The organism is Drancourtella sp. An12 (genome assembly GCF_002160935.1).
In the GTDB taxonomy this organism is placed as follows: domain Bacteria; phylum Bacillota; class Clostridia; order Lachnospirales; family Lachnospiraceae; genus Sellimonas; species Sellimonas catena.
The window spans coordinates 48,042-67,905 of the sequence record NZ_NFLO01000010.1 but is presented as its reverse complement, the minus strand read 5'-3'; the positions used below and the strand labels follow the sequence as shown (position 1 = coordinate 67,905).

The following is a 19,864-nucleotide window of genomic DNA, read 5'->3' as shown; positions in this document are numbered from 1 at the left end:
GAAAATTGAGGAGCTGTGATATACTGAAAATTGATTGGTAAATTAGTTCCTGTAAAAGAATTTGAAGATGACGGACATGAGGTGTACGGCATGAAAATAAGCTATAAAAAATTATGGAAGCAGCTGATCGATGAAGATATGATGAAGAAAGATCTGCAGCAGAAAGCGGGGATCAGCTGGGCTACGATGACGAAAATGTCTAAGGGTGAAGTGGTAAGCACGGAAGTGCTGATGAAGGTATGTCAGGTGCTGCATTGTAATGTAGGGGACATCATTGATTTTATTGAAGATGATCCGGAATAGATCAGGGATTTTTATGGGACAGCAACCTTGTAATAATTAGAATGGGAATGTAAGGAAGGTAAGCAGCGGATGGCGGGAAATCAGATGGTAAGCCCATATAAGGGAAGCGGCCAGATCACAAGAGAGAAATTTTTGTTTTATGAGATGCGGACTGCTGCAAGATTGATGGAGGAAGGGTTAAGTGATTCAGATGTGGAGGAACGGATCGTAGAGGATAATCTATTCCAATACCCCACAGAGAAATCCATTCGACAAATGGCTAAGACTTGTATCCGGCGTCTGCATGGCCTTCAGGATGAAAGCCTGATAGCGGCAGTTGCGGCAATGCCTCAGGATGCAGCAAAGCAAATCTGTTTATATGCGATGATGAAGCAGTATCGTTTGGTATGGGATTTTATGATCACGGTGATCGGTGAGAAATACCGGATGCAGAATTTCTCCTTCAGCCAGATGGATGTGAATGTTTTTTTCATGCAGCTTCAGGAACAGGATGATTATGTGGCTGGATGGAGTGAGAGCACGATGAAGAAAATCCGGCAGATTTTGATCCGGGTGCTTGCGGAGAATGAGTATCTGGATGACATCAGGGCGGATCACATCAATCCGGTATGGCTGAATCCAGTGCTGGAGAATGCCATAAGAAGCAATAACGATGACAGAGCACTGGCGGCGTTCAACTGCTTTTCATAGGAGGAGAACATGAACAACATAAACGAAAGATTGGATAATCTGAAATTAGAGATACAGAAGCCGGAGTTTCTGGAAGGTAAGGGACTCAGCAATGAGGTGAATATTCGTATTTTCTGTTATGATGCCCAGGATGAAATGATCGTCAGGCATTTTACGGAGCAGCTGATTGTAGACCAGTCGCTGGACTGCCATTTGATTGAGCGAAATCTGTACAAGGTATTCTTGTCTATCTGTGATGATAAGCGTATCACGGAAAAGGCGGTACAGATGGAGGAAAAGAAAGGCAAAGAGTTCCTGTTCCATAATCTGCAGAAGTTTGCCAATAATAAGAGCTTTGTGGAGAAGATGCAGTATGAACCGCATGAACCGGGGGATGTGCTGCTTCTGACCGGCGTTGGGGAAGTTTTTCCGTTTATGAGGATTCATTCCCTTCTGGAAGCATTGCAGCCTGAATTTCCGGATATCCCGATTCTGGTGATGTATCCGGGAACATATGACGGAAGATTTGTGCGTTTGTTCGATAAGCTGGAACCGAATCCATATTACCGCGCATTTAATATTATTGGAATCGATGGTTCCAACCATCATGTATTGTAGGAGGTACTGACAAATGAGAATACAGGAAATGTTTTATGACGACATCGACCGTAAGATCAATGGCGTCGTTAAGGTAGACCAGGATGCCGCTGATGTACTGAAGCAGGAAGTTAAGGAATATGTCATCACGCGGGATATCCGTAAGCACATGATCACCTTTTTCAATAATTATGCCGAATCTTTTCGGGAGCCAACGGCAGATGTGGGCGTGTGGATCTCCGGATTCTTCGGAAGTGGTAAATCTCATTTCCTGAAAATGCTGTCATACCTTCTGGAAAACAAGGAAGTGGATGGAAAAAAGGTCGAGGATTATTTCCGTGAGAAGTTTGATGATGAGGCGACTTTCATGCAGATCGCAAGCGCGATCCGCGGAGAAACCGACACGATCCTGTTCAATATAGATATCGAGGGATCCATCAATAAGGATAAAACTGCTGTTCTGCGTGTATTCGCAAAGATGTTTTACAACTATCTGGGCTTCTATGGTGAGAACCTGAAGTGCGCGAAGATGGAACAGTTTATTGATAAGAAGGGAAAGACGGAAGAGTTCCGCAGAGTGTTTGAAGAAAAGAACGGTTCCCCATGGGTAGAATCCCGGGATGCTTTCGCATTCTTCGAGGATGATGTGGTAGATACTCTGGTTGAAGTGCTGGGCATGAGCGAGACCGCTGCTCATAACTGGTTTGACGGCACGGAGACCGTTGAGACTTCCATTGCACAGCTTGTATCCGAAATGAAGGAATACGTGGATGCCAAGCCGAAAAATTTCAGACTGCTGTTTATGATCGATGAGGTTGGCCAGTATGTGGGCGACAGTATTGATCTGTTGATGAACCTGCAGTCGCTTGTGGAGAAGATCGGAAGCGAGTGCAACGGAAAGATCTGGGTGGTATGTACCGGACAGGAGGCGATCGATGAAATCATCAAGACCAGACAGGATCAGTTCTCACGTATCCAGGCGAGATTCAAGACCAGGCTCTCCCTGACGTCTTCCTCTGCAGATGAAGTGATCCAGAAGCGTATCCTCAGAAAGAAGGATGAGGTAACACCGCAGCTGGAACAGGTATATAATGAGAATGATTCCGTGCTGAGAAATCTGTTCAGTTTTAATTATTCTGCCGGTGATGCGGTTTTGGATATTAAAGGTTTTAATGGCCCAGGGGAGTTTGCAAGGGACTTCCCATTCGTACCGTATCAGTTCATCATCATGCAGAAGGTATTTGCCGAGATCCGCAAGCACGGTAATTCCGGAAAGCATCTGTCCGGCGGTGAGCGTTCCATGCTGTCCGGATTCCAGGAAGCGGCGCAGAAAATCGAGGATAAGGACGAGTTCGCACTGGCGCCGTTCTATCTCTTCTACGATACAGTTCACACATTCCTTGACAGTTCTATCCGCCGGGTCATCGAGCGCTGCCAGAAGGCGGCTGACACCAATGCCGGCATTGAGCAGCAGGATGTGGCTGTGCTGAAGCTTTTATATCTGGTTCGCTATATCGACGACATCAAGGCAAATTTAGATAATATCGTTATCCTGATGGCGGATGATATCCGCATGGATAAGATCATCATGAGGGAACAGGTGAGGGGATCCCTTGACCGCCTGATGAGCCAGAACTATATCGGACGCACGGGCGATACTTATAACTTCCTGACGGATGAAGAACAGGATATTCAGAGAGAAATCAAGAATACGCCGGTTGATACCGCGGCGATCGTGGAGCGTATCGCACATATGGTATTCGGCGATATTTATACAGCAAAAAAGTTCCGCTATGGCAAGTATGACTTTGCCTTTGATCAGATGGTGGATCATACCACGGTCGGAGCGGTGACAGGCGGCATGAGGCTGAAGATTATGACCGTGGCAGCGGATTCTGAGGAGAAGGCAGAACTTCGCCTGATGACAGAATCCTCAGGCCAGGCTATTGTGGTACTGGCTGATACGCCGTATTATGAATCGCTGGAAAATGCAATGAAGATCCGCAAGTATGTGAAGCAGCGGAATGTGGCTCAGCTTCCAAAGAGCGTGAGAGACATCATTGCAAATTATCAGAATGAAGCTGATAAATATGAGCAATCTGCACAGACGGATCTGGCAGACGCTATAACCAATGCGCAGTTCTATGTGGACGGTGAGAAAATCGAGATCAAGGCAGCAGCCGTTTCCTCAAAGGAAGAGGATCCGGTGAAGAGGGATTATGAGATCAAGAAGGGCAAGGCGAAGAGTGTCATTGACCAGTCCCTTGATTATCTGGTGTCCCACGTGTACAGTGACCTGGATCTGATCGTGGAGAATGTTGAATCGGATGCGGATATTCTGGCGCTTCTGACTGGCGCCGTCACGATGCTTCCGGGAACGGAGCCGAACAGGGATGCTGCTGCCAAGGTGGAAGAGTATCTGGAAATGCAGGACAGAAAGCATCTGCCAACTTCCATGGCGGATGTTCAGAAAAGATACCAGGCGATTCCTTATGGATGGCGTGAGATTGATATTGCGGCTGTCGTGGCTCTGCTGATTGTAGGGCAGAAAGTGACGATCAAATATGCCGGTTCAACGGTGCAGCCGAACAATCCGAAGCTTCCGGATATGCTGAGAAAGAAGAGTGAGATCGGGAAGACGCAGATTTCCAAGAGACAGGTGGTATCCGCAACAAGGATGAAGGCGGTTAAAGATTTTCTGCGGGATTACTTCAATCTCATGGATGTGCCTGCGGATGAAGACGGCCTGATCCAGTTCATCATTGATAAGTTTGAAGACCTGCAAAAGCACTATGAAGACCTTCTGGCAAAATACGAGGGTCATAAGTATCCGGACAGGAATGTGGTCAGCAATGCACTTCAGATTATAAAAGATGTGCTGTCACAGCAGAAGGATAATGTGGCTCTGATTGAGCGCGTTCTTCAGCGAGAAGACAATCTGTATGATGCTCAGGATGCCATGCAGAATGTGGAAGCCTTCTTCAAGACACAGATTTCCGTATTTGATACGGCGGTGAAGTTTGAGCAGGATCTGAGAAATGACCTGGACTATCTCAAGAAGGATGAAGAGGCAAATCAGGCGCTGAACACGATTCGCCTGATTACCATGATCCCTTCCAATGGGAAGTATGATTACAGGAGAATTCCGGAATTGAATGCTCTGATGGCGAAGGTAAAGGCTTTCCATGATGCGATGCTGGAAGAGAAGCGCACAGAGCTTCTGGAAGTAGTCCGTCAGTGTATGGCGGAGATCCATCAGGCGTTAGACGATGGTAATTCGACAGCCAAGACAATCAGCGATAAGGCTGATGTGTACTATGGACAGCAGAAGGAAAAGATTGCAGAGACGACAAGCCTGGCATTGATGGAAGGCTTTCCGATTCCGATGTGGAATTACCGGGATGATGCTGTTTCCAAGATCGAGTTTAGCAAGCGGCCTCCGAAACCGGTTGATCCGAAGCCTGTAGATCCCGTGAAGCCGGTTGCGAAGAAGACGTATAAGCCGATATTCCGTCAATCGCTTTTGAAGGCGGCAAGGCTGGAAAGCGATGCTGAGATTGACGCGTATGTGGACAAGCTGAGAGATCAGTTGAAGATATTACTGAAGGGTTCGGACGGTATCGAACTTAAGTGAGGAGGCAAATCTTTGATTTGCCTAGCTGAACCTATGCGGAGTTAAGTAAAGGAAGAGTCAACTTATGGATAAAAATGCGATAAAGAAATATGCGGTGTGGGCGCGTAAGGAGTTGATTGCGCGTGTCACACAGAAGGCAGAGCAATATGAAATTACGGAGAAGAAGACTACTCCTGCGGATGCGGATAGCATCGGCGGCAGGGTGCTTACTGCAGCAGAAAAGAAGCAGAGGCAGGCATTGATTGCAAAAATCAACCAGGATGGATTTGAACAGGTGATGGAAGAAGTGGCCTATACCTGGTTCAACCGCTTTACTGCGCTCAGATTCATGGAAGTAAACAATTATCTGCCGAGCCATACCAGGATCTTCACCAATGAGAAGGGCGAGTTCAAGCCGCAGATTCTGGTGGATGCGATACAGTTGGATCTGGAAGGCTTGAATATGGACAAAGTTTTTGAGTTGAAGGATGCGAACAAGACGGAAGAACTGTATAAATATCTTCTGATCACTCAGTGTAATTCTTTGTCCGGTATTTTGCCGCGCATGTTTCAAAAGATTGAGGATTACACGGAACTTCTGTTGCCGGATTATCTGCTCCGTGAAGGTAGTATCATTGATAAAATGATAGATATGGTTCCGGAAGATAATTTTGATATTCGGTCTGAGAATGGACAAGTTGAAATTCTTGGCTGGCTTTATCAATATTATATTTCAGAAAAACATGATGAAGTTGTTAATATAAGTAATAAGGAACCTGTTAAGAAAGAAGATATACCAGCAGCAACCCAGTTATTTACCACAGATTGGGTGGTACGCTATATCATTGATAACAGTATCGGAAAATATTGGATTGAAAGAAAGCCTAATAGTACTTTAAGAGAACAATTAGAATATTTTGTAGCCCCTAAGAATGGTGAAATCTCGTATATTGAAGATAATATTACACCACAGGAGATGACGATATTTGATCCTTGTATGGGGTCAGGACATTTTCTGGTGTATGCTTTTGATGTTCTTATGAAAATTTATACAGAGTATGGATATTCTGAAAGGAAAGCAACCGTAGAGATTATCGAGCATAATATTTTTGGAGTTGATATTGATGTGCGTGCAGCCCAGTTAGCGTACTTTGCGATAATGATGAAAGCTCGTCAGTATGACCGCCGCTTCTTTAGCCGTGGTGTTCAGCCCCATGTGTATGCCATTGTAGAGAGCGGACATACTGATAAAGATGGGAAAAAGCATAAAAATTATGATGAATATGCGCTTGAGTATTTTTGCAATGGGGATGTAAAACTGAAAACCGCTATGGATACCATTATCAGAGAATTGCATGATGCAAAGGAATATGGTTCTATTTTGACTGTCACACAGCAGAGCTGGTCTGCCTTGTATGACCGTTTTGCTGAGATTACGGAAGATATAAATATGTCCCGTGATATAGTATTAAAGGAACTGTTGCCTTTAGTCGAAGTTGCACAGACCCTATCTACCAAATACACTGTTGTGGCAACGAATCCACCGTATCTTAATAAGTATAATTCTAAGCTGAAAGACTATTTGACAGATAATTATAAGGATTATTCAGGAGACCTTTTCAGTGTATTCATGTTTAGAAATTTTGAATTTTGCAAAAAATCTGGATATTTAGGATTTATGACGCCATTTGTATGGATGTATATTAAAACCTATGAAAAGTTGAGAAAGCACATTATTGAAAATAAAGGCATTTCAACACTGATTCAAATGGAGTATTCAGCATTTGAAGAAGCAACTGTTCCTATTTGCGCATTTGTATTGACTAACGATAAAAGTAGAAAGGTGGGTCAGTATTTTGACTTATCTAAATTTGTTGGAGGAATGAATATTCAAAAGGAAAAAGTCTTAGATGCAATTCATCATCCAGAATGCACATATTTTCATGATTTTGATCAGGATAACTATAAGCGTATTGATGGAAGTCCGATTGCATTTATGACAAGTGAAAAGTTGTTGAGAATATTTGAAACAGCTGATCCATTAAAGAGAATTGCAGAACCTAAGGTTGGTTTACAAACAGGAAATAACGATGATTTCTTGAGACTATGGTATGAGGTGGATAAGAAGAATATAGGATTTGGAATGAAAACTTTAGATGATGCACAAAAATGCGGTAAAAAGTGGTTCCCGTATAATAAAGGCGGGGATTTCAAAAGATGGTATGGAAATCGCAACTATGTTGTTAATTGGGAGAATGATGGCTATGCTATCAAGCATTGTTTTAATAGTGAAGGGAAACTGAGATCCAGACCACAAAATCAAGCATATTATTTGAAACCGTGTATTACATGGTCAGATATTACAAGTGCACAATTTTCTGGAAGATACTGTGAAGGGGGATTTCTCTTTGACGTAAAAGGATCAAGTGGTTTCCCGAAAGTGGATGAATTGTTGTATGTTTTAGGATTCCTTAATTCTAAAATATCACAAAAATGCATTAAAATATTGAATCCGACTATAACAACACAAGTTGGTGATATGGCACGTATTCCGGTGTATTTTGAAAAAGAAAAGAAGGAAAAGATAGATTTATTAGTCGATGATTCTGTAAAAAGTGTTAGAACGGATTGGGATTCCTTTGAAACCTCATGGGATTTCCAGAAGCATCCTTTGCTCCGCAAAGTTTCTACTATTGCCGAAGCCTTTGACAAGTGGCAGGCTGAATGTGATAACCGTTTTAATCAGCTGAAAGCCAATGAGGAAGAACTGAACCGCATTTTCATCGACATTTACGGCTTGCAAGACGAGTTGACACCGGAAGTTGAGGACAAGGATGTCACTGTCCGCAAGGCTGACCTTGGCAGAGATATTCGTTCTTTCATTTCTTATGCGGTTGGCTGTATGTTTGGTCGTTATTCTTTGGATGAGCCAGGGCTTATATTGACGGGGCAGCGTTTCTCAGAGCATTTTTATGAAGCATCGGCTCCACAAGCGGGAACTGGGTATGTAGGAGCACCAGGACCGTATATGCCAATCGGTGAATTTTATTATAAGAAGGAAAATGGTATAGCTAAATGTACATATTCTCCAGATAAAGATAACATCATTCCAATCTGCGATGATGAATATTTTGATGATGATATCGTCGGCCGTTTCGTAGGATTTGTGAAGACAGTCTATGGCGAGGACACTCTGGACGAAAACTTGAAATTCATTGCTGATGCCCTAGGCGGCAAAGGTCAGCCGAAGGATGTGATCCGGAACTATTTCCTGAATGATTTTTACAAAGACCATTGCAAGATTTATCAGAAACGCCCGATTTACTGGCTGTTTGACAGCGGTAAGAAGAATGGTTTTAAGGCTCTGATTTATATGCACCGCTATCAGCCGGATACCATTGCCCGCATACGCACGGACTATGTCCATGAACAGCAGAGCCGCTACCGCACGGCGATGGCTGATCTGGAAAAACGTATTGATAATGCTGCGGCCAGCGAGCGTGTGAAGTTGAACAAAGAACTGAATAAGCTGCAGGCACAGGCGGAAGAAATTCGTGTTTATGAAGAAAAGATTCATCACCTTGCGGATCAGATGATCAGCATTGATTTGGATGATGGTGTGAAACATAATTACGCATTATTTCAGGATGTACTGGCAAAAATTAAATAAACGGAGGTGTTTGGGATGATTTATACAGTATATTGTGATGAAAGCTGCCACCTTCAGAATGACCAATCTTCTGTAATGGTACTCGGTGCGATGTATTGTCCTAAAGAGAAGAAGAAGGATATCTATTCGGATATACGTGCAATTAAGAAAAAGCATGGTTTAAGTAGCTATTTTGAAATTAAATGGACAAAAGTTTCTGAATCAAAAGAAAAATTTTATTTGGATTTACTGGATTATTTTTGGCAGAATAAGGATCTCCATTATAGAGGACTCGTTGCAACTGGTAAGGAACAATTGGATCACCAGAAATTTAATGAAGGAGACTATGATTTGTGGTATTATAAGATGTACTTTTTGATGTTAGATCCAGTGGTATGTCCGGACAATGAATATCACATATTAGTTGATATTAAAGATACGAAAGGCGGAAGGCGAGTTCAAAAGCTGAGAGAGGTGCTGTGCAATAATATCTATGATTTTAATGGAGAAGTCATTAAGCATATTAGTCAGATTAATTCACGGGAATCAGAACTGTTGCAACTTGCAGATTTATTTAACGGAGCTTTAGCATACCATTATCGAAAACTTGAAGAAAATACTTCGGCAAATAGAGGTAAAATAGCATTTATTGAGAAGCTTCAGTCAAAGCAAGACATAGATAGGGCAACTTCACGTTATGCGTCAAAATTTAATCTATTTGTGTGGAGACCACAGAGGTAGGGAGATAAAAATGTCAGGAAAACTTAGGCCGATAGAAATAAAAGAAGAGGATACGCTAGCTGAATTTTTTGATAGATGCCATGAGATGTTTAAAACGACAATCGCGACAAAAAACAGACCGACATTTGGAGAACGCGAGATTTATGTCCCACTCAACTGGATAGATAGAAAAGCGGAAATTTTTTGGCATTCTGCTAGCATTGAACAAAAACCTCGATTAGACATAAAACCGTGCAATAATGATATCTTATCCGCTTATTGCGATGAAAATTGTGTAACTGGGCTTGAAGCCATTGTCATGGATAACGGAGACACAAGAGCTAAATGTATTTTTAGAGCAGCAAGAGTGGGGTGGATTCGGGAAATTATCATGATGTATAATGCAGGTGATTCCCGCGTGAAATATTGGGAAAAAATAAACTCCAATAAAAAGAACAGATTATACCTGAGGTATCAGGAAGATGAGATCGACTATCTGGTGGTATTGGAAGATAAGAGCGAAAAACGGGTGACATTGATTACTGCGTTTCCGGTATTTTTTATCAGTGCGAAAAAAGATTATGAGAAAGATTATCAGAATTACATAAAAAGCCAACCAAAATAAAAAACCGGTAATCGCTATGCGAAAACCGGATTCTCCTTCTAAACATGTTAGATGAGTTGTTATTATTATATGCTAAAAATAAGAAACTGTCAAGAGCGTAGAAGAAAATCAAGTGTTTTTGCTCTTTACTTTTTTAAGTAAGGAAGGTATCGGTATGGATTCAGATAAAATCATACAAGAATTGAATCAGCGGTTTGCCGCACCACTGCAGGAATTCTATAAGCGTCGTATCATATTCTGGTACGATGAAGATGGAGAGTTCCGTGAGAGGCTGGATGAAGTTACGCTGAATAATGCAAAGTTGGTCGCACTGACCGGAACCAACAACTTTGCGGTGAAAAAACTTCTGTCGGTGGACAATACCACGAACAATTTTCTGGTATATTGCCCGCTGTCCTATGAGAAGCCGGAGGATGACTGGCTTCTAGATATTGAAATGTATAGCGAAGAATTCCGGGCAGATCTGATCTCTATCTGGATGGACGAGCTGGGGATTCCGTCAACGTCAGCGATGCGTAAACAGGTGAAGGAATACCGGAAGTTTTTCAAAGCAAAGGTGCGCAGGGATAAGATTGCAAGTCAGAGTAAAGCACCTGTGATTCCGGTGCAGCTCCATATGGCTGTTATGGGAGCACTGGGTGGTCTGAAGGATGTCTCACCGGCAACAATCATGAAAGAAGTACTGAAAGCCGGAATGGATATTAATACGAATAATCTGTACCGGGAGTTTGTGAATTATGGTGCGGATAAGGCTTTTTGGAACATAGTGAAGCAGGTATCTGGTTATGTATCTGATCAGCCGGCGATCACAATGCTGGCAATACATATGTTATTGACAGCAACCACAAGGACGATGAGGCTAGAATATCTGGCGGGACTGGACAAGTTCATTTCTTCGCCGCATCAGGCGTTCTGCTTTGATTTTATTTCTGACTGGCTTCATGCCGAAGATCGGGAACAGCTTGTAGAGATCGCAAAATCTGTGGAGGATGAACTGAAGCTTCCGCAGCGGTTTATGAAGCTGGAGGTCAGTGATCTGCTGGATACGGAAGTCTTTCCGTGTCTGGATGAAGTGATCCTGATCAAGCTGATGACAGAGATCGGAGATCATATCATTGATGTGGATGTGATCAAGCGGACAGTAGAGAAACGCCGGACGTGCGTAAACTATAAGCCATTCAAAGATTATTACGAGGGAATCCTGCAGGTGGCGAACATGCAGGCGTTCTATAAAGAGCATTCGACAGGCTTCCATTCTGCTGAGGCGAAGAAGGTCTGGAAAGAATATACTTCCGAGTATTACAGGATGGATACTTATTACCGTCTGTTCCATAAGAGCTATGGAGAAAGCCTGAAGGCATACAATTCTGATTTGCATGACCTGTTCCGCTCTGTCATGGAGAAAGTGGAAGGGCTGTATAAGAACTGGTTCCTGGGGCAGCTGGGCGGCAACTGGCAGACCGTATGTTCTGAGGAACTGGCAAAGTATGGCCGGATTTTGGAAGTGCCACAACAGGCAGACTTTTACAGAAACCGCATTGAAAATGCGGACAGCAGGGTATTTGTTGTCATTTCCGATGCCCTGCGGTACGAAGTGGCTGCTTCCCTTGCGGAGCAGTTAAGACGCGAGACACAGGCGGATGTAAAGCTTCAGGATGTCCAGGGTATCTTTCCGACCATCACAAAGTTCGGCATGGCTGCGTTGCTTCCGCATAAGGAACTGGAAGTGGAGCTGCATGGTGAAGTCCTGAAGGTTATGGCGGACGGCGTTTCAACGGATGCCGGATACCGGGATAGGATCCTGAAGGCGGAGAAGCCGAACAGCGTGGCAGTAAAATATGAAGATCTGGTAAATGCGAAGAGAGCTGACCGAAGCGCAATGGTAAAGGGAATGGATGTTGTGTATATCTATCACGATACCATTGATGAGGCAAGTCATACATCCGATACGATGGTGTTCCCGGCCTGCGATAACGCAATACAGGAATTGAAGAACCTGACGAAGATCATCTGTAATGATTTCGGCGCGACACACATCTTGTTCACGGCGGATCATGGATTCCTTTATACCTATAGTCCGCTGACCGAGGATGACAAGATTGATAAAACCGGATTCGTCAATCGCATTGTGGAGTATGGCAGACGCTATGCAATCATGATGAAGGATTCGGATCCCGGTTATCTGCAGAAGGTTCAGTTCCTGGGCGGAACATCCGAGTATGATGCTTTTGCACCGAAAGAAAATATTAGAATTAAAATGAACGGCAGCGGGCTTAATTTCGTTCATGGCGGGATCAGCCTTCAGGAAATGGTCGTGCCGGTCATTGATTATCATTTCCTGAGAAATCAGAGTAAGCAGTATCAGCGGAATCAGAAGAAGTATGATACGAAGCCGGTGGAGGTGAGTCTTCTGTCGGCAACACATAAAGTCAGCAATATGATCTTTTCACTGAACTTCTACCAAAAAGAACCGGTGGGGGATAATCGCGAGGCTGCGACTTATCAGCTGTATTTCACGGACAGCAATGGAAAGCAGATCAGCGATGTTGCGAAGATTATTGCGGATAAGACCAGTGACAACGGACAGGAGAGGACATTCCGGTGCAGCTTCAATCTGAAGTCGCTGAAATATGATAACAAGGAAATCTATTATCTCGTGATTGCGGATGCGGACGGCTTGGTTGTATCCAGGGAAGAGTTCCAGATAGATATTGCCTTTGCGGTGGATGAATTTGATTTCTTTAGTTAAGGCGAAAGGAGAGAATGTATGGAGCCTATCGCTGAAAATGCTGTAAATAAGCGTGAGGAAATAAAGAACAAGCTCCGTGAGAGTTTTGACGGAAAGATCGTTCGGAAGGATCTGACGAAGAAGATTAAGGAAGGGGCGAATGTGCCGGTGTACGTGCTGGAGTTTCTTCTTGGTCAGTATTGCAGTTCCGATGATGAGTCTATCATTGAGCAGGGGGTACAGAATGTGAAGCGGATCTTGGCGGATAACTTTGTCCGTCCGGATGAATCGCAGAAAGTTCTGTCAAAGCTCAGGAAAAAAGGAAGCTATACCGTCATCGATATGATTACGGCACGGCTTGATATGAAGCGGAATATTTATATTGCAAGTTTCTCTAATCTGGGTATCGACAATGTTCTTCTGGAAGATGAATACCCGGAGAAGTATGACCGGCTGCTCTGTGGCGGTATCTGGTGTATTGTCCAGCTTGATTACGAGTATGTGGAAGAAGAAAAGAAGAATGGGATGCCGGTACAGATCCGGAAGTTGACTCCGATCCAGATGCCTCATGTGGAGATTGACGAGCTGAAGGAAGGCAGGAAGCGTTTCACAGAGGATGAGTGGCTGGATATCATGATGCGTTCTATCGGTATGGAGCCGGACGTTTTGTCTGAGCGTGAGAAGTGGCTGCTTCTTTTACGTATGGTTCCGCTGGTAGAGAATAACTTTAACCTGTGTGAATTGGGTCCGAGATCCACGGGTAAATCCCATCTGTATAAGGAAATATCGCCGAACAGTATTCTGGTATCCGGCGGACAGACCACGGTGGCTAACCTTTTTTATAATATGGGAAGGAAAACAATTGGCCTTGTCGGTATGTGGGATGTTGTTGCTTTTGATGAGGTGGCCGGTATTCATTTTAAGGATAAAGACGGGATCCAGATCATGAAGGATTATATGGCGTCCGGATCCTTTGCCAGAGGCAAGGAGGAAAAAGCGGCCTCCGCATCGATGGTTTTTGTGGGAAATATTAATCAGAGTGTGGATGTTCTGTTGAAAACTTCCAGTCTATTTGATCCGTTTCCGCCGGAGATGGGGACCGATACAGCGTTTCTGGATCGTATACATTGTTATATTCCGGGGTGGGAGATTCCGAAGTTTCGGCCGGAGCATTTTACAAATGATTATGGTTTCATTACGGATTATCTGGCTGAGTTCCTGCGGGAGCTGAGAAAAGAACAGTATGGGGACGCTCTGGATGAGTATTTTCGTTTGGGAAGGAACCTGAATCAGAGAGATACGATTGCGGTTCGGAAGATGGTGGGCGGTCTTGTGAAGCTCATGTATCCGGACGGCGAATATACAAAAGAACAGCTGGAAGAGATCCTGAAGATTTCTCTGGAAATGCGTCGGCGTGTTAAGGAACAGCTGAAAAAGCTGGGTGGCATGGAGTTTTATGATGTGAATTTCTCCTATATCAATCTGGAAGACATGTCCGAGCATTATGTTTCGGTGCCTGAGCAGGGCGGTGGCAAGCTGATCCCTGAAGGGCTGTGCAATCCGGGACAGGTTTATACCGTATCACAGGGAAAGTCCGGGATGATCGGAGTGTTCCGCCTGGAAAGCCAGATGCTTCCGGGTAACGGCAAGCTGGAGCGGACAGGACTAGGTTCTGACCGTGATGCGAGGGAATCTTCCAATACGGCTTTCAATTATCTGAAGGCGAACGGTAACAGGATCAGTGGTTCTATCAGTACAACGCAGAAGGATTACATTATCAATTATCAGGATCTGCAGGGAATCGGTATGACCGGGAAGTTGGCTCTTCCAACGCTGATTGCGCTGTGTTCTATCGCTTTGGGAAGACCGGTGCAGAGTTCCACGGCGATCCTAGGTGAGATCAGTATCAGCGGTACGTTGATCAAAGTGGATAACCTGGCGGATACGCTGCAGGTGTGTCTGGATTCCGGGGCGAAGAAGGTGCTGCTTCCGCAGACATCATTTGTAGATTTTGCAACGGTGCCGCCGGAGTTGATGAGTGCGTTCCAGTTGATTCCGTATCAGAGTGCGGAGGATGCGGTGTTTAAGGCGTTGGGGGTTGAGTAAGGAGATTTATGAAGATAGTAGAAACTGGATATAAAATTGATTTACATATCCATTCCGTTTATTCTTGTGCAAAGGATAAAAAGAAGGTGGCTTTCAATACAATAGATAACATTGACGTTCTGGCAGAGAGACTGAATGCCAATGGCGTTCAAATGTGTGCCATTACGGATCACGATGTGTTTAGATTCGATATGTATAAGGCGTTGAAGGATTACGAAAACGATGAACAGTACTCTGTTATTAAAGTATTTCCAGGTGTCGAATTTACAGTTGAGTTTATCGGAGAAAAAGGTCCGACCATTTTACATGTAATTGCAGTTTTTAATGATGAGGATGAGACCAAAGTGGCGAAGATCGCTGATTGTTTGGTAGATGATAAAGGGAAAACTGCATATGACAAAGGGAGTGCTTTTTCAGAAGAAAAGTTTCTTTCCATTTTGAGAAGCATTGATCTGGATACAGCCCTTATTGTTCATCAGAAGAGTTCGTTGACAGCATCTCGTCCGTACAAAAATGATGCAAAAACTGTTGGAGAAGAGAAGTTCCAAGAGTTTGTTTATACTGACTATTTTGAAGCGTTTGAATTCAAAAACCGTAAGAACGAGGTGTTCAATAAGAATTTTCTGAATGCACAGGATCTGACTGAGGATATCCGATTTATTACGGGGTCTGATTGTCATGACTGGCGGCATTATCCCAAAGAGACAGAAAATGATAATACGGATTTCGTCTATACCTATGTGAAATGCCTGCCCTGTTTCAGAGGCCTGGTTATGGCAATTACAGATCACAGAAGAATAAAGACTGTCAATAGCTTTTTCAATCCGACTGAGACCTACACGAAGAACTTGCAGATTACGATTGATGGTGAAAACTATGTTGTTCCTCTTTCGAGAGGAATCAATGTTATTATTGGAGACAATTCGATAGGAAAGTCCCTGCTGCTGCACAAGTTAACAGAATACAGAAAGCAGCAGGAAGGTCTGCTCAATAAGTCCGTGGTTCGAGGATATGAAAAATATTTGAAAAAGCATAATATCGAGATTGGAACAACAATTCCTGCGGCAGAGATATTTGCTTTTGATATGCAGGGTGAGATCCGTGATAAGTTTGAACAGGAAAAAATCAAGTCTGACGATTTTCTGAGTCCGTATTATCCGGCTCCAATTAAGTCAGGAGCATACAAAGAAAAGATTCAGAGAAAGCTGAATGTTATTTTTGCATTCCTGGAAGAAAAATTTGCACTGGAACTTTTGGAAGCTCAACTGGGTAGATTTAAGATACTTGATGAAGACATAGAACAGGCAGAGAGTATAACGTTTGTTGGATCCGTTTCAAAGAATAATCGACGTGTAGAAGGCTACAATAATATAAGCGGTGATCTGGATAATGTTGTCGAACAGATTGAGACGATAATGGAAAGCCCCTGGCTTGAACAGGATGACAGAAAACAGTTGGAATATATTATTGAACAGCTGGACAGTATGTCCATGCGTTATGAGAAGAAAAAGAAAAGGGCCGAAAGAGAAAATACAAAAATCGCTCTTTTTCAGAACGCTGTCAGTAAGTTTAAGCAGAAATATCAGTCCTCTGTTTCGGATACGCAAAAAAAGCTGTCAACTTACAATGAGAATATTGACAATGCAGCAGAAGCGATTGCGGCTATTATTAGGCGGAGAGAGAAGCTAACAGTGCCGGACTTCCGCATTGAGAAGGAAACTATTCAGATACAGACGGAACGTGTCCACGATTATGAATTTAATAGTCGGTTAGGAATAACAGAAATTGACGAAGAGTATGTTAAGAGCCTTTTTGCATCGGAGATGAAAAAAGGCACTAAGAAGTCTGTTCTGGAAATGAGCCAGGATGAATTGTCAGAACGATTTTCATATTTTACAGGAGCTCCATCAGAAGCACTGAATGAGTTGAAATCAAAAATACAGGAAAAGTTGGATGACGATCTGGCGAACAAATTTACGATAACTCAGGCGGGAAAAGACCGGACGCAGGAATTGTCCTCCGGACTAGATGCCCAAATATATTTTGATATCTTATCTTATGAAACGAGTCACGATGGTATGTATATCATTGATCAGCCAGAAGATAATATTTCACAGAAGGCTGTTCGGGATTATCTGCTTGACAGGTTTAAGATTATGGGGGAACATCGGCAAGTTTTAATGGTAACCCATAGACCGCAGTTTATCGTAAATCTTGATGTCGATAATGTTATTTTTATTGGGAAAGAAGATGACAAGATTTATATTCAGTCAGGGGCTCTTGAATATCGGGATGCGGATTATAACATCCTCGATATCATTTCTGACCACATCGAGGGTGGTTTAGATACATTACGAAGGAGATGGAAACGATATGAAAAGAACACTTCAATTTAGAAGTACAGAGGATGGTTATGCATGCTTTGACAACAAAGAAAATATTTTTGAGATATCGAAAGCCGAACTCCAATTTGACGTAAAAGCATTTTATCAGGCTTTTTACAGTGGAGATAAAGATTTTGAAGATATCGAAGTGGAAAACTGTGTTTCGGACGATAAAGAGGCAAGACGTGTTTATGAGTGTATCACTCAGCTTATAGCGAAAATAAAGGAGAAGCTTTCTGAAATGCCTGATGACAGTGAAGAGGAGGTGGAAGAAGATCCATCCGTAGAATAAATCTGTGGATGGATCTCTTTAGACTTAGATGTGGCTTAGGGTGTCTATATATTCGTCAAAGATTGGACGAAGAGTAAGGATCCAGCCGTAAAGCGTCCGATACGGTTTACCGAGAATGATAGAAGCTTCCTTGAGGGTATATTCGTGCCCGAGAAGTTCCACCAGTTTCGTGTATTTACTGTATTTCGGATGGTGTATCTTGATAAAGCGGATCAGGCCATATAAAAGTTTCATGTACTCGTCCGCCTGATTGAGTGGGTACGGTGATGCGGGATCAAAGGGATCCTCATTTCCATGGTTATCAGTGACGGTTAGGGTTGAGAAGAAAACCTTGCCCTTTTCTGATTTGAAGGATCTGTAATACTGGCACTTGGCGCAGTCGTTTATAATGGTTTTGGGAACAGTGCCGCTTTCCTTGTATTCAGGGTTCGGAATTCTGCATGGACAGAATCTGGATTTACCGCCTGCTCCGCCGATGATGCAGCGGTTTTCTTGTTTGTAGCGGTATTCTTCCATCCACTGGTCCCTTTTGAAGGTATCGTAGGTGGATTTATCGACTTCCAGCTTGATAGCTGGAAGCATTTCGCCTTCAACACGCATCTTGGAGAGAGAAGTGACGTTGCGCTCCTGTTCGGAGGAAGCTTTGTATTGGCGAATGCCTTCCTCGTCAGTTTCAAAGAGTACATAATACTTTTTGTCGCTGGTTGACTCTGTGACTTTTTTGTTCATGATGAACCTCCTTTTTGGCGATTGCCGGATCAGGGAGGATTCATCCGTGGCTTGATCTTTGATGCATGCATGAAGAAAGCACACCAAAACAAAGAGGTAGACATTCGACCCCATGGCTGCTTTGCGACAGTTCTGGAATCGGGATGTAATCCTCCTGCTTTAGCGCGCTTAAGATCTTCAGCAATCGAATTATTTTGCTATGGAGATCATTGAGTTTATCGAGTTCTGGGTCAATCAGTGATTTGGGTTTATCGGGTTGATTCAGTTGATCGCAGATAATTACTTGAAAAGAAGGTGAAATGAATGGATGGAGAAACGCCGATTCGCTTTTGTGGGGGCATTTTTTTTACATTGATATTGAAGGCAAGAAAGAAGCCGGTAAGAAATCAAGAAGAAATCTTGAAAGATTTGCTGGTGATTTTTGATCGTGGTGTGAAGGGTATGTACGGAAACACCTTGACGACTTACGCATCTAAATTCAAAAATTGCGATCCGGATTTGGACACCGAATATATAAAGTTTGGCGATGAGGTGGTGCTGGCCGCTTTTAATGATCGCCTGAAGAACGAATATGAGGCTGTTCTTGAAGAAATAAAAGCTTTTGTCACAAGGTCTTTGGACGTCGAAACAAATGGAAAATGGCTGGTAAGGGCCATTCTAGAAATGATAGAGGCAGATGCCGGAATTAAAGAGAATGTTAAATTCCATATTATGCCGGAAAACATCCCTGTGTATAAGTCAGATCTTCGAGATCTGAAGATGGTCTATTTTTACAATTTTCTGCTGGGAGTCTGGCAATATATCTGCACCTATTGTGTCGATAACGGTGTAGGAGCTGATACGTATATTGCCATCACGGAGGATGCAGGGAAGAATAAGGGGCGCAAGGTTAAGAATGGAATAGGGATGCAGGGCTATAAGGATATAGAGATTTCTTATAGTACGGAGCAAGAAATACCTAAAACCTTGGAAGGATTTAAGAGCGTGTATATTTGTACGAACATGAGTTTACAAACCATAGAAAACATATTTGAAATTGATTATTTATGTTGACTGGTTTATAAAAGATTTATGAGGAAGGGAGAAACATGGGATTATTTGGTAGTATTTTAAAAAATTTAATTTTTAGATGCTCAGTTACAACAGTCACGAAAACAAACCTATGAGCCGCCCAAACGATATACACCTGAAGAATATGTAATCTATGAACAAGAACAGTCTGGAGAAAAATGGCATGGAGTACCTTTGAACGAACTAAGCAAGGTGGCTCAAACAGTTTCTCATGGGAAATACGTCAAGGTTGACAAATACGGTTTTCTTGTTTTCCATTATACATCGAACTCGGGTAAGACGAAATATAGTACTCAATGTGAAATTGATGGGAATGGTCAGTTAAGTCGTATGAGTTACCGTTATTATCCGGGACAGTGGAGGGATTCAGCAGATACG

At 43.1% G+C, this 19,864-nt stretch carries 13 protein-coding genes; 12 read left to right on the top strand and 1 reads right to left on the bottom strand.

The genetic code is table 11. The features are described from left to right. The first annotated feature begins 30 nt into the window (after nucleotides 1-30). The 11 genes from B5E64_RS10295 (at nucleotide 31) to B5E64_RS10245 (ending at nucleotide 17,686) form a co-directional block, all read left to right on the top strand. Nucleotides 31-303 (top strand): helix-turn-helix transcriptional regulator, encoded by a 273-nt coding sequence (locus B5E64_RS10295; RefSeq protein ID WP_343284058.1) that lies wholly within the window; start codon nucleotides 31-33, stop codon nucleotides 301-303. A gap of 69 nt (nucleotides 304-372) precedes the next feature. Next, nucleotides 373-993, top strand: coding sequence for a DUF1819 family protein (locus B5E64_RS10290; protein WP_242960146.1), 621 nt, complete (start codon nucleotides 373-375; stop codon nucleotides 991-993). Between the two features lie 9 nt (nucleotides 994-1,002). Beyond that, on the top strand, nucleotides 1,003-1,590 hold the full coding sequence (locus B5E64_RS10285) for a DUF1788 domain-containing protein (RefSeq protein ID WP_087168432.1): 588 nt from the start codon (nucleotides 1,003-1,005) through the stop codon (nucleotides 1,588-1,590). 13 nt (nucleotides 1,591-1,603) lie between these two features. Beyond that, on the top strand, nucleotides 1,604-5,203 hold the full coding sequence (brxC, locus tag B5E64_RS10280; protein ID WP_087168431.1) for a BREX system P-loop protein BrxC: 3,600 nt from the start codon (nucleotides 1,604-1,606) through the stop codon (nucleotides 5,201-5,203). 64 nt (nucleotides 5,204-5,267) lie between these two features. Further along, nucleotides 5,268-8,852, top strand: a complete 3,585-nt coding sequence (pglX, locus tag B5E64_RS10275; protein WP_087168430.1) for a BREX-1 system adenine-specific DNA-methyltransferase PglX — start codon at nucleotides 5,268-5,270, stop codon at nucleotides 8,850-8,852. Nucleotides 8,853-8,867: 15 nt separating this feature from the next. Next, on the top strand, nucleotides 8,868-9,572 hold the full coding sequence (locus B5E64_RS10270) for a DUF3800 domain-containing protein (RefSeq protein WP_087168429.1): 705 nt from the start codon (nucleotides 8,868-8,870) through the stop codon (nucleotides 9,570-9,572). A gap of 10 nt (nucleotides 9,573-9,582) precedes the next feature. Then, nucleotides 9,583-10,176, top strand: a complete 594-nt coding sequence (locus B5E64_RS10265) for a hypothetical protein (protein ID WP_087168428.1) — start codon at nucleotides 9,583-9,585, stop codon at nucleotides 10,174-10,176. A gap of 154 nt (nucleotides 10,177-10,330) precedes the next feature. Continuing rightward, complete coding sequence (gene pglZ / locus B5E64_RS10260; protein WP_087168427.1) at nucleotides 10,331-12,925, top strand: BREX-1 system phosphatase PglZ type A; 2,595 nt, start codon at nucleotides 10,331-10,333, stop codon at nucleotides 12,923-12,925. An 18-nt stretch (nucleotides 12,926-12,943) separates the two neighbouring features. Continuing rightward, nucleotides 12,944-15,010 (top strand): protease Lon-related BREX system protein BrxL, encoded by a 2,067-nt coding sequence (brxL, locus tag B5E64_RS10255; RefSeq protein WP_087168426.1) that lies wholly within the window; start codon nucleotides 12,944-12,946, stop codon nucleotides 15,008-15,010. A gap of 8 nt (nucleotides 15,011-15,018) precedes the next feature. Then, a complete protein-coding gene (locus B5E64_RS10250) occupies nucleotides 15,019-17,406 on the top strand; it encodes a PHP domain-containing protein (RefSeq protein WP_087168425.1) in 2,388 nt (795 codons plus the stop codon). Then, nucleotides 17,384-17,686: a hypothetical protein gene (locus B5E64_RS10245; RefSeq protein ID WP_087168424.1), complete on the top strand. Its 303-nt coding sequence runs from the start codon at nucleotides 17,384-17,386 to the stop codon at nucleotides 17,684-17,686. The genes B5E64_RS10250 and B5E64_RS10245 overlap by 23 nt, the downstream gene beginning before the upstream one ends. Before the next feature lie 24 nt (nucleotides 17,687-17,710). Here B5E64_RS10245 and B5E64_RS10240 read toward each other — a convergent pair whose 3' ends face one another. Beyond that, nucleotides 17,711-18,415 (bottom strand): hypothetical protein, encoded by a 705-nt coding sequence (locus tag B5E64_RS10240; RefSeq protein ID WP_087168423.1) that lies wholly within the window; start codon nucleotides 18,413-18,415, stop codon nucleotides 17,711-17,713. A 303-nt stretch (nucleotides 18,416-18,718) separates the two neighbouring features. Between B5E64_RS10240 and B5E64_RS10235 the strand changes: the two genes are divergently transcribed. Beyond that, the gene (locus tag B5E64_RS10235) at nucleotides 18,719-19,468 is read left to right on the top strand and encodes a hypothetical protein (RefSeq protein ID WP_087168422.1); all 750 of its coding nucleotides are present in this window, start codon (nucleotides 18,719-18,721) and stop codon (nucleotides 19,466-19,468) included. Nucleotides 19,469-19,864: the final 396 nt, after the last annotated feature.

Coding starts and splice junctions, on each gene's coding strand:
- B5E64_RS10290 (WP_242960146.1), top strand. CDS start 373: ATGGCGGGAAATCAGATGGTAAGCCCATATAAGGGAAGCGGCCAGATC.
- B5E64_RS10285 (WP_087168432.1), top strand. CDS start 1,003: ATGAACAACATAAACGAAAGATTGGATAATCTGAAATTAGAGATACAG.
- brxC (WP_087168431.1), top strand. CDS start 1,604: ATGAGAATACAGGAAATGTTTTATGACGACATCGACCGTAAGATCAAT.
- pglX (WP_087168430.1), top strand. CDS start 5,268: ATGGATAAAAATGCGATAAAGAAATATGCGGTGTGGGCGCGTAAGGAG.
- B5E64_RS10270 (WP_087168429.1), top strand. CDS start 8,868: ATGATTTATACAGTATATTGTGATGAAAGCTGCCACCTTCAGAATGAC.
- B5E64_RS10265 (WP_087168428.1), top strand. CDS start 9,583: ATGTCAGGAAAACTTAGGCCGATAGAAATAAAAGAAGAGGATACGCTA.
- pglZ (WP_087168427.1), top strand. CDS start 10,331: ATGGATTCAGATAAAATCATACAAGAATTGAATCAGCGGTTTGCCGCA.
- brxL (WP_087168426.1), top strand. CDS start 12,944: ATGGAGCCTATCGCTGAAAATGCTGTAAATAAGCGTGAGGAAATAAAG.
- B5E64_RS10250 (WP_087168425.1), top strand. CDS start 15,019: ATGAAGATAGTAGAAACTGGATATAAAATTGATTTACATATCCATTCC.
- B5E64_RS10245 (WP_087168424.1), top strand. CDS start 17,384: ATGAAAAGAACACTTCAATTTAGAAGTACAGAGGATGGTTATGCATGC.
- B5E64_RS10240 (WP_087168423.1), bottom strand. CDS start 18,415: ATGAACAAAAAAGTCACAGAGTCAACCAGCGACAAAAAGTATTATGTA.
- B5E64_RS10235 (WP_087168422.1), top strand. CDS start 18,719: ATGGATGGAGAAACGCCGATTCGCTTTTGTGGGGGCATTTTTTTTACA.